At 63.4% G+C, this 13,276-nt stretch carries 11 protein-coding genes; 2 read left to right on the top strand and 9 right to left on the bottom strand.

Annotated elements, in window-relative coordinates; all coding sequences use genetic code 11:
• Positions 1-66 precede the first annotated feature (66 nt).
• Positions 67-3,276 (top strand): DEAD/DEAH box helicase, encoded by a 3,210-nt coding sequence (locus tag LF599_RS07080; RefSeq protein ID WP_279522804.1) that lies wholly within the window; start codon positions 67-69, stop codon positions 3,274-3,276.
• 103 nt (positions 3,277-3,379) lie between these two features.
• The gene (locus tag LF599_RS07075) at positions 3,380-4,264 is read left to right on the top strand and encodes a hypothetical protein (protein WP_279522803.1); all 885 of its coding nucleotides are present in this window, start codon (positions 3,380-3,382) and stop codon (positions 4,262-4,264) included.
• Positions 4,265-4,285: 21 nt separating this feature from the next.
• On the opposite strand, the gene LF599_RS07070 is transcribed toward LF599_RS07075, so the two are convergent.
• From LF599_RS07070 to LF599_RS07030, 9 genes are read right to left on the bottom strand one after another with little or no spacing between them, the layout of a single operon-like run.
• Positions 4,286-4,888 carry a histidine phosphatase family protein gene (locus LF599_RS07070; protein WP_279522802.1) on the bottom strand — a complete coding sequence of 201 codons (603 nt, stop codon included), beginning with the start codon at positions 4,886-4,888 and terminating at the stop codon, positions 4,286-4,288.
• On the bottom strand, positions 4,885-6,012 hold the full coding sequence (locus tag LF599_RS07065) for a DVU_1551 family NTP transferase (protein WP_279522801.1): 1,128 nt from the start codon (positions 6,010-6,012) through the stop codon (positions 4,885-4,887). Before LF599_RS07065 ends, LF599_RS07070 begins: the two co-directional genes overlap by 4 nt.
• Positions 6,009-7,001, bottom strand: a complete 993-nt coding sequence (locus LF599_RS07060; protein WP_269941167.1) for an XdhC family protein — start codon at positions 6,999-7,001, stop codon at positions 6,009-6,011. Before LF599_RS07060 ends, LF599_RS07065 begins: the two co-directional genes overlap by 4 nt.
• Before the next feature lie 3 nt (positions 7,002-7,004).
• Positions 7,005-8,294 (bottom strand): DVU_1553 family AMP-dependent CoA ligase, encoded by a 1,290-nt coding sequence (locus tag LF599_RS07055; protein ID WP_279522800.1) that lies wholly within the window; start codon positions 8,292-8,294, stop codon positions 7,005-7,007.
• Entirely contained in the window at positions 8,287-9,657 is a 1,371-nt protein-coding gene (gene trsS / locus LF599_RS07050; protein ID WP_279522799.1) for a radical SAM (seleno)protein TrsS, read from the bottom strand. The genes LF599_RS07055 and trsS overlap by 8 nt, the downstream gene beginning before the upstream one ends.
• The gene (locus LF599_RS07045; protein ID WP_269941169.1) at positions 9,657-10,109 is read right to left on the bottom strand and encodes a DVU_1555 family C-GCAxxG-C-C protein; all 453 of its coding nucleotides are present in this window, start codon (positions 10,107-10,109) and stop codon (positions 9,657-9,659) included. The genes trsS and LF599_RS07045 overlap by 1 nt, the downstream gene beginning before the upstream one ends.
• A 2-nt stretch (positions 10,110-10,111) precedes the next feature.
• A complete protein-coding gene (gene trsM, locus LF599_RS07040; RefSeq protein WP_279522798.1) occupies positions 10,112-10,762 on the bottom strand; it encodes a DVU_1556 family methyltransferase in 651 nt (216 codons plus the stop codon).
• Between the two features lie 2 nt (positions 10,763-10,764).
• The gene (locus LF599_RS07035; protein WP_269941171.1) at positions 10,765-10,980 is read right to left on the bottom strand and encodes a DVU_1557 family redox protein; all 216 of its coding nucleotides are present in this window, start codon (positions 10,978-10,980) and stop codon (positions 10,765-10,767) included.
• The gene (locus LF599_RS07030) at positions 10,977-13,223 is read right to left on the bottom strand and encodes a pyridine nucleotide-disulfide oxidoreductase/dicluster-binding protein (RefSeq protein ID WP_279522797.1); all 2,247 of its coding nucleotides are present in this window, start codon (positions 13,221-13,223) and stop codon (positions 10,977-10,979) included. Before LF599_RS07030 ends, LF599_RS07035 begins: the two co-directional genes overlap by 4 nt.
• Between the last annotated feature and the right edge of the window lie 53 nt (positions 13,224-13,276).

Below are 13,276 nucleotides of genomic sequence, written 5' to 3'. Positions count from 1 at the left end.
TTGCCCGGGTTATATGTAAGAAGTTCTGTTCAATTTTATTCAGATGATGATTTCACGAGATTTTCGATGAGCAGCGGTGAAGAACAGATAGTCAAATCCATATTGCAGGATTTCATTGGCGATAGCGTCCCCGATTACATTTTGGAGAGCGCCCATGGAATCGTTGCCGACAACGGCGTCGCCAAACTGGACCTCAAAAAGCGGGAACAGTACTGGGACATCGATGGTCAGGTACACGGAGACGATTTTCAGAATTACACTTCTGAAATCGGCCTGAACCTGTCCGACAGGACCATCAACTACTATTGCAACTGCCCGGACTCCTTTTCCGGGGTCTGTCGTCACGTGGCAGCCACGGCGGTCAAGTTGCTCAAGTCCCTCGACACCGAATCCGGCGGCGGGATGCCCACCCCGCGCACGGACTGGCGACAGACCTTCCGTCCTTTTTTCGCCACCGAACTCGAACCCGAGGCCGGTCGCCATTACCTCATATACCGCATCTATCCGGAACTCGGCCGCCTACAGGTTGCTTTTTTCCGCGCCCGCCAAAACAAATCGGGCATATCCCAGGTGCAGAACGAGGTCACTCTGTCCCAGATTGTCGAGAACTCCGACTGGTGCGACACTTCGCCCGCCCTCCCCGGCGTGGCCGAACAGATCGGCCACTACCTCGATTACTGGGGCCACAAGGTGGAAATCCCGGCGGGCCTGCACTCCTGGTTCTTCAGAGCGATCAAGAACGAATATTACCTCTATCTGCGCGAATCCGATCAGCCGGTCACCATCGAGTCCAAGACCATGCAGCTCAAGCTCTCCCCCACCCTGAGCGAGGATGGCCTGAACTTCGAAATTCTGCTCGCCCGCGAGGACAAAATGCCCTTCCCCATCACCGATGAGGAAGAAATATATTTCTACGGCCGCCTGCCGCTCTGGGTCTATTACAAGAACTCCTTCTACCCGGTGCAGACCGGCCTGGAGCCCAAGCTGGTCCAGGCCATGGTGGAGCAGAAGCCTATCGTCCCCCACGCCGACGTATCCGAATTTCTCGACCGCGTCTGGACCCAGATTCCGGTCAGCGACCTCTACGGCCAGGAGGACTTCCTCGAACGTGTCGGCCCCATCTTCCAGGACGCCGACTACGATCCCAAGCTTTACCTCGACGAGGAAGGCTCCCTGCTCGTGCTCAAGATTCAGAACATCTACTCCAACGAGCACGGCGAATTCATCATGCCCGGCCCCAACCCCGACCTGCAGACCGGCTCCTACCACGAGGGCGGCAAGTCCTACCTCATCCGGCGCGCCCAGGACGAGGAGGCCCGCCTGCTGAGCGAATTGCAGGACATGAATTTCCAGCCCAGGAACAACCACATCTGGTTCATGGAACAGGAGGAAGCCATCAACTTCCTGCTCGACCACTATCCCCAGCTCGTGGAGGCGTACCGGGTTTACGGCGAGCAGAACCTGACCCGCTACAAGGTCCGCACCACGCAACCCCAGGTCGTGGCTGAAGTGGAGAGTGACGAGGAAGACAAGTGGTTCAACCTCGAACTGGCCGTGCAGTACGATGAGCAGCGCGTCCCCATCGAGGTCATCTGGGAGGCATGGACCAAGGGCAAGCGGTACGTCCAGCTCAAGGACGGCTCCTACACCAGTCTGCCCGAGTCCTGGCTGAAGAGACTCGGCCACAAGCTCAAGGCACTGGGCTTCGATCCCGAGAAGGCACCCAAGCAGCAGTTCAACCAGTTCGAGGCCCCGGTGCTCGAAAAGATTCTGGAAGACCTGCCCCAGGCCCAGACCGACGAATTTTTCGTGAAGTTGCGCGAAAAGATCAACAACTTCGAACAGATCAAGATCATCGCGCAGCCCAAGGAATTGCAGGCAACCCTGCGCCCCTATCAGGTTCAGGGGCTCAGCTACCTGAACTTCCTGCGCGAATACGGCTTCGGCGGCATCCTCGCGGACGAAATGGGACTCGGCAAGACCATCCAGACCCTGTCCTACATCCAGTCCCTGGTGGACAACGGCGTGGACGGCCCGAACCTCATCATCGTGCCCACATCTGTCCTGCCCAACTGGGAACGCGAGGCGCAGAAATTCGTGCCCGGCCTGAAACGGCTGACCATTTACGGTGCCAAGCGCGAAGGCCTGTTCCAGCACATCAAGGACTCACACCTGGTCATCACCACGTACGCCCTGCTCCGGCGCGACCTGGACGAGCTGCTGAAATACGAATACGCCAGCGTCATTCTCGACGAAGCCCAGAACATCAAGAACCCGAACACCATCACCGCCCGTTCCGTGCGCAAACTCGACGCGGGCCTGCGCGTCTGCCTGTCGGGCACGCCCATCGAAAACAACCTGTTCGAGCTCTGGTCATTGTTCGAATTTCTCATGCCCGGCTTCCTCGGTTCACAGCATTCCTTCCAGCGCGGCATCGTCAAGCCCATCAAGGACGGCGACGAAGAGACGCTGGATTACCTGCGCACCCGGGTCAAGCCGTTCATCCTCCGCCGCACCAAGGCCGAGGTGGCCAAAGACCTGCCGCCCAAGATCGAGACCACCCACTACTGCGAATTGGTGGAGGAACAGCGCGAGCTCTACAACGCCCTGGCCAAGAAGCTCAAGGACCAGGTCCTCAAGGACGTGGACGAAAAGGGCATGGCCAAGAGCCAAATGTCCATTCTGGACGCCCTGCTCAAACTCCGCCAGATCTGCTGCCACCCGCGCCTGCTCAAGCTCAACTTGCCCGGCGTGTCCACCAACCTGCCTTCGGGCAAGTTCGACGCCTTCAAGGATCTGGTGGTGGACATCATCGAAGGCGGCCACAAGGTGCTGGTCTTCTCCCAGTTCGTGCAGATGCTCCATGTCATCCGCAACTGGCTGCAAATTCGGGAAATTCCCTTCGCCTATCTGGACGGTTCCTCCAAGGACCGCTTTGAACAGGTGGACCGCTTCAACGAGGACCCGGACATTCCCATCTTCCTCATATCGCTGAAGGCGGGCGGCACCGGCCTGAACCTGACCTCCGCGGACTACGTCATCCACTACGACCCGTGGTGGAACCCGGCCGTGGAAAACCAGGCGACGGACCGCACGCACCGCATCGGCCAGAAGCGCCAGGTCTTCGCCTACAAGATGATCTGCCAGAATACCGTGGAAGAGCGCATCCTCAAATTACAGGAGCAGAAGAAGGACGTCGCCGAAGCCATCATTCCCGGCCAGTCGGCCCTGAAGAGCCTGACCCGCGACGATCTTGAGATGCTTTTTGAAATTTAAGTTAAATAGGAATTCATCCTATTTACTTCGGCAGCCGCTCCTGATAATTCGTCACCCGCGTCGTTGACGGCGCACAACAGATGGATTCATTCGCGGAGGCAACATGAAGCATCCCATGCACAAGATATACGACCTGGCCACCTTCGCCTTCGACCCCCTGCATCATTACTGGGAGAAAGACTCCACCCAGAGGGCGGTGGCCGGTTTTCTGGTCGTGATCTTCATTCTCGCCCTGGGCGTCATAGAAATGAAACGGCAGGGATGGATCACCGGGCACTTCGGGGAGATCATTCCCACCAGTCACTACATGGCCATCAACCTGGCCTTCACGCTGGTCCTGATCCTGGAGGTCATCAGCCTCATCTTCACCCTGCCCTGCTCCATTTCAAAGGCCGTGGGCAAGCAGTTCGAAATCCTCGCGCTGATTCTGCTGCGGAGCGCCTTCAAGGCGCTGGCCGACTTCCCGGAACCCATCACCATTACCGGGCACGAACAGGAGCTGTGGATCATCATCTCCGACGGCGGCGGAGCCGTGGTCATATTCTGCCTGCTCGGGGTCTATTCCCTCCTGCGCGGCAACCTGGATGAAACGCTCAAGAAGGGCGAGCCGCTCTTCAAATTCGTGGCGGCCAAGAAACTGGTGGCCCTGGTCATGCTCGGCATCTTCGTGGGCATGGGCATCCAGAACGGGCTTCACGTGCTGAACGGCGAGCATCCTTTCCACTTCTTCAAGAATTTCTACACGGTGCTGATCTTCAGCGACATCATGCTGGTGCTCATCGCCCAGCGGTTCCTGCCCGAATTCCGCGCCATATTCCGCAACTCCGGCTTCGCCCTGGCGACCCTGCTGATCCGGCTCGCACTGACCGCGCCGCCCTTCTACAACGTAGCCATAGGCATCGGCTCGGCGGTCTTCGCCTGCCTGCTAACCCTGGTCTACAACATCTTCTACTCAAGCACGTCGAAATTCGTCCAGAAACGGACGTAGACAACGGCCTCGAAAGGCCACTCAAAAAAGGGCGCGTATCGACCCGGCATCCAGGTCGTCCGCCTCAAGTGCGAGGCCGTTCCCTTCCCGGCGCAAGACCGTACATCGGGCGTATCCCGGTTTGAACCGGAACAAGTCGTCCAGAGGATGGCCTGTCACCCGGCAAAGCGCCGTCCGGATCACGCCCGCATGGGTCGCCACCAGCACGGGAAGCTTTCCTTCGGCCAGCTGCTCCAAGGCAACCATGACCCGGTCGGCCACATCCTCGAAGTTCTCCCCGCCAGGGGCGCGAAAACAGCCAAATCGACGGCCCCGCGCCGCGTATTCCTCCGGGAACCGTTCACGAATATCGGCAAAGGCCAAACCGTCCCACGCGCCCATGTCGATTTCGTCCAGCTCTGGCAATATTTCCACGGGCATTCCAAGCCGCTCCGCCAGCGGCCCGAGAGTGTGCCGCGCCCGGATGGCGGGGCTTGAGCACAGCCGCGCGAACGGAACCGCCCCCAGCTCTTCGGCAAGCGCACGGGCCTGAAGCTCGCCATCCGCAGAGAGTTGCAGGGGCGTCCTGCCGACACACAGCCCATCGCCGCCCGCCGGCCGGCAATGGCGCAGGAGCACGATCACGACAGGGCCTCACGGGCTATGCGTTCGGAAGAATCGTTCAACTCCCGGTCGAAACGGGTCATGACCGCCCGGGCTCGTTCAAGACGTCCCAATATGGCCTCTTCCGCCCCCACCTCGTGGCGATACATCTCCACCTTCTCCATATATCGCCTGTCCAGCGGAACCGGCCCGTGACAACGAACCAGCTTATCGGCCAGGAAAACGACCTCCCGCTCAGTGACGGGGGCGTCGTCGGACAGGGTCAGATCGAAGTGGGCGGCCACGATGTCGGCGGCGTCCGAAAATCCATGAGCGCGCAACAGCTCCGCCCCAGCGGCCTCGTGCCGCTTGGTCCCCTTGCCGATGTCGTGGGTAAGGGCCGCGCCCAGGACAAGGCCGGGGTCCAGCCGGGGAGCGCCCGGCCGCTCGTTCAGCCGACCGCACAGGGCCGTCGCCACCTTGGCCACGGCCCGGCAATGTCCGACGATATGGTCGGAAACCCCGTACTCCCGGAACAACTCGCCGCACTCATCCTCAAGCGGATAGCGTATCCCGGCCACTGCCAGGGCCAACTCGTAATCCTCGGGACGATCCAGGTCATGGACTATGCCGAAATCGGGCACGTCCAGGTCCAGCGCGTCCGCCTCCACCCCGTCGAGCACGGCCCGAAGCCCGCCGGTGCCGTCATGATTCAGAATGGCCGGAACGATTTCGGCCGCAATGAGCGGCGGATGGCCTCGTTCTCCGGCGAATCGTGGATACAAGACGGACGGCCGCGTCCGCTCGAATTCGTCGACAAGCCGCCGAACCGTCTCGGGCCGGACCAGGGGAATGTCCGCCGGAAGCATGAAAAATGCCCGCACATCGCCCCCCAATGTCCGCACGCCGGTCAGGACCGAGGAATACATGCCCTGTTCGAATGACGGGTTGTAGACGGCCTCGGCCCCGGCCTCCACGGCACAGGCCGCCACCTCGTCGGCCCGCTTGCCCGTAACCGTCACGATCCGCTCCACGCCGCACTCCCTGAAAAGTGCAACGCAACGCGAAAGGACCGTACCGTCTCCAAGGGGAAGCAGCGGCTTGAAACTGCCCATGCGAGAGGACAGTCCCGCCGCCGGAATGATCGCGGCAAGCCCGTTCATCATGCCTTACCCGCCCGGACCTGAATAAGCTCGCCCACGATGCTGACCGCGATCTCCTCCGGGGTCTGTCCGCCGATGGGCAGCCCGATGGGGCTATAGCAGCGGTCGATCTCCGCCTGGGTGAAACCATCGGCCAGCAGGGAAGCATATATCTTTTCGCGCTTGGTGGAGCTGCCGATCATGCCCACATAGCGCGCCCTTGTCCGCAGGGCCTCGGCCAGAACGTTACGGTCGTGCATATGCCCCCGGGTAACGATGACCACGAACGCCTCGGGGTCTTCCCTGAGCGCGTCGCAGCACCCGGCGAAAGACGGGAGGACCACCACCTCGTCGGCCTCGGGAAAGCGTTCCCGATTGGCGTACTCTTCCCGGTCGTCCAGCACCACGGTGCGAAACCCGACCATGGCCGCCACCCGCGCGGTGAACCGGGAGACGTGCCCGGCTCCGAAAATATACAACGGCGCGGGCGGAATGAACGGCTCGGCCAGGACCATGGGATTGCCGTCGCGGCTGAAAACCGGCATCTCGCCGTCCGGTCTGCCGGTGACGATGTCATGCCCGGTGACAAGCGGCGTTTCACCGCCCTGAACGCAGGTCGTGAGCGTCGCGGCGTCGCCCCTGCGCAGCATGTCGTCCAGCTCGGCATAAACGCGGGCGCACTCCCCGTTCGGCGACGCCATTTCGAGAAACATGGACAGCCCGCCGCCGCAGATCATATCCGAGTCGGCGGCCAGTTCCTGGGTCATGTCCACAAACATCAGCCGCGCCTGACCGTCGGAAGCACCTCCGGCCAACATCTCTCCGGCGGACCGGCAGGCACGGGCCTCGGCCAGGCCGCCGCCCACGGTGCCGATGATGGCCCCATCGCGGCGCACGGCCATCTTCGCGCCCGAGGACCTCGGCGTGGACCCGGAACTCTCGACCACCGTGGCCAGGACAAAGGGCTCTCCGGCCCGCGCCAATCCGGCCACCTCACGCACAAACGCTTTCATTGCTCAACTCCCTATCTCTATGCGCCGCTTGTCCAGCCCGGAAACGGCGGGGGCGACGCCATGCTTGTTCTCGATATCCACCCGCAGCGTCCCGGCCGCAAGCCCCCCGGCCACGGCGGGCAGGGTCCCGAGCGCGTCCGACACCGCCTGGAAGGAAGCATCGCCGCACACCACTAGATGCAGCGTGCCATTGTTCAACCGGGCCGCGAAATCCGCCACGCCCGGCACGCCGTACATAACCTCGTTCAATTCCCACAGAGAGAAAACGCCGGATACCGACGCCACGCCGCCGCGCCTGCGCCGAACCAGCGGGTCCAGTCTGCGCAGCGGGCTGCCGCAGTCGCAATCCCGAGGCAGGATGCGCCCCACGTCGCCGGTGCGGTAGCGAATGAGCGGCATTCCCTTTTTCAGCGGCGTGCTCACGACCATGTCTCCGAACTCTCCGTCCGGGAGCAACCGACCCGTTTCCGGGTCCACGATCTCGACGAAAACATCGGTCTCGCGCAGATGCATCCCCGAACCCGGCGCGCACTCCACGGCCCCGCCCAAGCCGGTCTCGATCATGCCCCAATGGCGAAATACCCCGCACCCCAACCGTTCGGCCACGTTCGAACAAACCGCGTCGGGAATCACGTCCCAGCAAAGCAACACTGAGCGGATCACGTCACGGGGCAAACCGCGCGCAGTCCAGGCGTGGGCGAACAGGTTCACATGGGCCGGTGAGCCGACCACGCAGACGGCCTTCTCGGCCAGGCACTGGTCCACAGCCGCATCCGCATCCGACATTTCGCCATGGGATACGGCCCGCGAGCCGTGCCTGGACAACGCCTCGTCGAGCAACCGCCCCACTCCGCCGGGCCGCGCGCCGGGCAGGAGGACCAGGGCGGTCTCTCCCGGACCAACCATGTTGGACATGCCCCAACCAAAAAAATCCGTAGTGGCCTCAAGATCGTCGGCGGTGTGAAAAATGCGTTTTGGTTCCCCGGTCGTGCCGGAGCTGGACAGGGTGACGACCCGCTCTATGTCGTCGCGGGACACGCTCAGCAACGCATCGGGATCGGAACGCAACTGTTCCGGACCTATCTCTGGCAGCCGTGAAAACGCTTCAAGAGTATCCAGATCCGCGCCGCAAAAATCCGCCAGATGACGGGCATAGAACGGACTGCCAAGCTTGGCGTGATCCACCATCTCCCGAAGCCGCCGCAACTGCCAATCGCGCAGCTCGCGGCGTGACGGAACAGTGTCCCGCCCCATGCGTCCGGCCAGCCAACGGTCTAGATTGGAGCTATTCATGACATTTCCCCCTGTACAGGGTCTCACCGTCCATTGAGGTCAGGTTATAGGCGCAGAACGGAATGAGCCGCCCGTCAGGGGACACCTCGTGAATGCAACATCCCTTGAGCCGTTCGAGGTCCAGGGTCCAACAGTCCTGAAAGGCCATGGCCGACACGGCCAGCGTATGAGTGGCAGCCCGCCGGATAAAAGCGTCCAGGGCGTCCATCGGCTCACTGTCGGATGATACCCCGGCCTGCGCCCCGTCAAAGGCCATGGGCAGTCGCTTCTCCGGCGCGGCCCACTGACGCTTGACGAACGCCTTGGCCGCGTCCGCCCCCTCGGAGGCCGGACGCGGGGTGCAGCCGCACGCCCCGTTTGAAGAAAGCCTGGTCAAACCGCCTTCCTCCGTGACCACGTAGTTGGCGTGGAAGGAACAAAAGGCGTGCTCGCAACCCGGCGGGCTGAAGTCGGCGGCCTTGAGCATCCCGCCGGTCTGGGTTTCAAGGCCGCGCATAATCTCCGGCAGGGTGATACGTTCCTCGTCGCCCGGCCGCGTGGGGTAGCGACCGAAATAGCTGACAGGCTGAAAGTGAACCCCGCGAACGGCCGGAGAACGCTCCATGGCCAATCGCAGGATATTGCCCAGATCGTCGGTATTGACCCCCGGCACCAACGTGGGCACCAGGATGACGCCCACCCCGGCCTTGGCCAGTGCGTCCAAGGCCGCGAGCTTGGCGTCGAGCAGGGGGCGGCCCCGCAGGTTCTCGTAAATGCCATCCCGCGTACCATCGAATTGCAAAAAGACGGAATCCAGCCCGGCCTCGGCAAGCCGATCGGCGTAGCCCTGCTCGCACGCGAGCCTGAGCCCGTTGGTGTTCAGTTGGATGAACGGAAATCCCTTGCCCTTGCCCAGCCTGATGATATCGGCAAGGTCCTCGCGTACGGTCGGCTCGCCGCCCGAAAGCTGTATGTTGCAATAACCCGAGGCCAGCTCCACGCGATCGAACAGGCGGCCCAGTTCGTCCAGGGACGGATCGGGCGGAGCCTGTCTGCCGGACGAGGCGAAACAGACCGGGCAGCCCAGGTCGCACCGCCAAGTGACTTCCAAAAGCGCGGTGCAGGTATGCTGGCGGTGTGCGTCGCACAACCCGCAATCCAACGGACAGCCCCGATCCACTTCGGTGAACGGCGTCCGTGGACTCGACGGCACCTTGGGCCGCGCCCATGCGGCAAAGGAAGGCTCGCCGCGCCAGACCACCGCTCGAAACTCCCCGTGCTCGGGGCAGGTCTTGACCAGGAACGTCTCGTCGCCGACGGTCTCGTGAGCGGCCGGAATGAGCCGCAGGCAGACCGGGCAAACGCTTCTCGGGCTTTGGCTCACTACAGATCACGCCCCTCGGACGGGTCCAGCCCGTTCTCGACGAGAATCTCGCGAACCTTGGCGTTGGCCTCGGCCACCAGCCCGCCGCAGCGAGTCGGGTGAGGACTGCCGCAGCCGCCTTCCAGAATCGCCCCGCAGGTGATCCCGCCGTATTCCAGAGTCCGCTCGACGAACCAGTCGCGCAGGGATTCGAGCATGACCGGCAGCGTATCCACCGGCTCCTCCATATCCGAGCCCTTGCCCCCATACAGGCCGAGCGCAAGGGTCGCGCCGGTGAGCACGCCGCACGGCCCGGAGCAATCCCCCAGCCCGTTGCACAGCCCGCCCGCTGCCCGAACCAGATCCGGGTCCTCGCGGTCCATCTCGTCCAGGGCCATGACGACCAGCATCTGGCTGCAACAATATCCTTTTCCGGCCAATTCCATGACTCGAAGTCCGGCGTCGTCCAGCATCGTTACGCTCCTTGTTTTTTCGCGATCATGAGAAAATAGCCCACCCCCCGCCCGCAGCCGCAGGAAACACCCTCCCCTATCCAGGCGAGCCGGGCGGCCAGGTCGCGCAGGCGGTCCGAGTGGTCCTCAAGCAAATCGACGGCGAAACCATGGCCGCGAACGAGCCGGACGGTTTCCGCCAACGGCTCGGCGCGGTCCGCGCAGGACGCTCCATCTTCCGGGACGGGATTAGACGCGCAAAGGTCGGACAGAACCAGGAAGCCGCCGGGCTTGAGCACCCGGTGAAATTCCGCCAGCCCGGCGGGTCGGTTGTCGAACAGGGAAAAGACGCACTCGCAGAACACGGCGTCGAACCGCTCCCGTGCAAAGGGCAGCCGGTCGCCGCGCGCCCGGACAAGCCCCGGCACGGCGCACCCCAGTCCCAGTTGAGCCGCCGATGGCTCCACGCCCCATGCCTCCACGCCATAACGTGAACGCAATCGGGAAACGGTGGCTCCGAGCCCCGCACCGACGTCCAAAACCCGCCACCCCGGGACCGCGCCAATACGCTCCGCCGCCCTGTCGGTCAGCTCGAAACCGCCGGGCCGGAGGGTCTCTCCGGCCACGGCGCGCAATTCCTCGCGCTCCCAGAGCGGACGCGGCTCAGGAGCCACGGCTACTTGTCCTCCAGCAGTTGCTCCACCTGATGCATCTTCCCTAGGGCCAACGCCTCGGGGATGAACACGTAACCGCACTCGGGACAGACAGGCAGCTCCACGTTGAACAGGGAGTTGAGATACGTAAGCTCCACCGGCTTCATGACCATTTCCCGGTCGCAATGGCCGCATTTCCAGCCGTCGGCCCCGGCTCCGGGCACCTTAATCACGCTCATGGCTGCGCTCCCTCGATATGCATTCTGTGGCACCAGGCGTTGTGCACCAGATACCCGTCGCCATCGGGTTGATATTCCACCCAATACGTCACCACGGCCGGACGGAACGAGGCCAGGAAACGGCCGGTCCCGCCGTGCACCAGATGTTTGCCGGACCGCTCCGCCTGGAGCAGGACCTTCTGCACGTCACTTTTCAGGATGCGCCGCGACTCCATGGCCGCCGCGCCCTCCTCGGTGCACTCCACCCGAATCTTTTCAAAGTCCTCGGCCGAAACGCCGTCCGCCTCGCTCCACAGTTCCCGAAGAAGCTTCTCGCGCAAACGGACGCGGTTCTCACGCCGCTCGGAATGCCCCGGCGCAGGCCGCGCGCCCGGCTCCGCGTCGCCGGGATACAACAGATCGTACAGATGCATGGCCCGCTTGCCGGTGCGGGCGATCATTTCGCGGCACATGGCGCAATAGGTGACGTAATCCTCGTCCACGGCGTCGGCACGCGCCTTCGCGGCAGCCTCGCCCAGGGCGGGGTCCACCTCGTTGAGCAAGCCGCCATAGCCGCAGCACTGGGTCAGCTCGCCGGAGTACTTCGGCTCGACCATGTCCACGCCCAGGGCATCCAGCAGTCCTCGCACGTCGGCACGCAGCGCACCATCCTCGCGAGCCGCGCAGGGATCGTTCACGGCCAGGGTCCCCACGTCCCGAAGGGCGGTCCCGGGCAACCCGAGGGCGCTCAAAACGGACCAGTGGGAGACAATCTCCGCTTCGGGCATGGCCTCGCGCAGAATCTTGATGCAGGAAGGACAGGCCGCGATGATGCGTGGAGAGCCGAGCCCCTCCCAGGCCGCCTTGAGTTCGGCCAGAGACTCACGGAACAGGGACTCGCGGCCCGACCAACGGGCCGGTGCGCCGCAACAGCGAAGAATGAGCCCTACCTTGCCCAGCCGGTTCCGGAGGTCGGCATAGGCGCGCTCCGCCCCGCCGGGATCGGTGGCGGTCAATTGACAGCCGGGGAAAAAGACGTATTCGCTCGAATCCGCACCCGGCGCGTGTCGGGCCAGGGCACATTTGTCGCCGTCGGCAAAGGCCATGTCGCGCAGGGCGAACTCGTGGGCCGAAGGCGGCATGGTGCCCTTGGCGATCATGTTGCGCCGCGCTTCCAGGCAGACCTCGCCCATGGCGAAATCCTCGGGACAGACCGTATCGCACAGCCCGCAAAGCATACACGAGTTTATCATCTTGTTGGCCTGGCGCGTGCCCCGGACAATGGCCTCGTTGTTGTAGACCTGACGGACATAGACCTTGGGGTACTGCTTGTAATGCTTGAGGTAAACGCACCCCTTGACGCATTCCATGCACTCGCACTTCAGGCAGCGGGCGGCCTCCTCCACGGCGCGCGGCTCATCATAGCCATCGCCGACGGCCACCGGCTCCACCGGCTCCATTTCGGCCCGATTGGTATAGAGACGCGTATCATACGGGCCTTCCAGCTCGCGGCTCTTGACCATGGACACGCCTTGGGAAAAACGCATGATGGAATTGGCGGCGCGGCGTCCGGCGGCGGCCTGAAAGACAGGCGAGCCCTCCCCCGGACGGCTGGCGAAAAGCCCCAGCCGATTGGTGCCGAGGGTCACTTCGTCCGGCTCACCAAAATTGAGGACCGCATCGCTCACGGCATCGCTGTCCACGAAGACCGCGTCCCTCTCCTCCAATTGGGTTTCCACCAGTTCGGAGGTGGGCTCCACGCCCCGCTCCAGGGTGACGCCCATGCGGTCCATGGCTTCAAGCTCCCCTTCGAGCACGCCTTCGGGCAAAGCCGCGCCAACGTCCGGCGCGGCGCAATACACGGTCACGGCGAACCCCTTGCGGGCGATCTCCCAGGCCGCGCACAGGCCGGTCATGCCGCCTCCGAGGACGGCCACGGACTTACCGTTGCGCGGCAGGGGCCTGGGCGGCTTGGCAGGTTTTGCCGAGGCTGCCAGGAACCGCTCCAGCGCTCCCATCTCGATGGCGCCGCCGATGTCCTTGCGCAGGCAGGCCGCTTTGCACGGCCCGTCGCAGATGCGGGCCAGCACCCCCGGCAGCGGCATGGTCTTGGCCAGCACGGCCCACGCCTTGTCGACGCGGCGCACGGCCAGCAATGTGCAGCATTCCCGGGCGTCAACATGCAGGGGGCAGGCCGCAACGCACTGCGGGGACTCCTCCTGAATGCACCGATGTTCCCATTGTCTCAATTCCGCTTGTTCCATAGGTCACCACTTACGGAAAAAGGCGGCCCATGCCAAGGCACGGGCCGCCGTTA

This window comes from Pseudodesulfovibrio thermohalotolerans (genome assembly GCF_021353295.2).
Lineage (GTDB): Bacteria > Desulfobacterota > Desulfovibrionia > Desulfovibrionales > Desulfovibrionaceae > Pseudodesulfovibrio > Pseudodesulfovibrio thermohalotolerans.
Note: the sequence above shows the minus strand (reverse complement) of the source record. Positions and strands in the feature narration are given on the sequence as shown.

Excerpts from the sequence above, each read along its gene's own strand:
- LF599_RS07065 (WP_279522801.1), bottom strand. The coding sequence starts at position 6,012 with ATGATGAACGGGCTTGCCGCGATCATTCCGGCGGCGGGACTGTCCTCT.
- LF599_RS07055 (WP_279522800.1), bottom strand. The coding sequence starts at position 8,294 with ATGAATAGCTCCAATCTAGACCGTTGGCTGGCCGGACGCATGGGGCGG.
- LF599_RS07080 (WP_279522804.1), top strand. The coding sequence starts at position 67 with ATGAGCAGCGGTGAAGAACAGATAGTCAAATCCATATTGCAGGATTTC.
- LF599_RS07060 (WP_269941167.1), bottom strand. The coding sequence starts at position 7,001 with ATGAAAGCGTTTGTGCGTGAGGTGGCCGGATTGGCGCGGGCCGGAGAG.
- LF599_RS07075 (WP_279522803.1), top strand. The coding sequence starts at position 3,380 with ATGAAGCATCCCATGCACAAGATATACGACCTGGCCACCTTCGCCTTC.
- LF599_RS07045 (WP_269941169.1), bottom strand. The coding sequence starts at position 10,109 with ATGCTGGACGACGCCGGACTTCGAGTCATGGAATTGGCCGGAAAAGGA.
- LF599_RS07030 (WP_279522797.1), bottom strand. The coding sequence starts at position 13,223 with ATGGAACAAGCGGAATTGAGACAATGGGAACATCGGTGCATTCAGGAG.
- LF599_RS07035 (WP_269941171.1), bottom strand. The coding sequence starts at position 10,980 with ATGAGCGTGATTAAGGTGCCCGGAGCCGGGGCCGACGGCTGGAAATGC.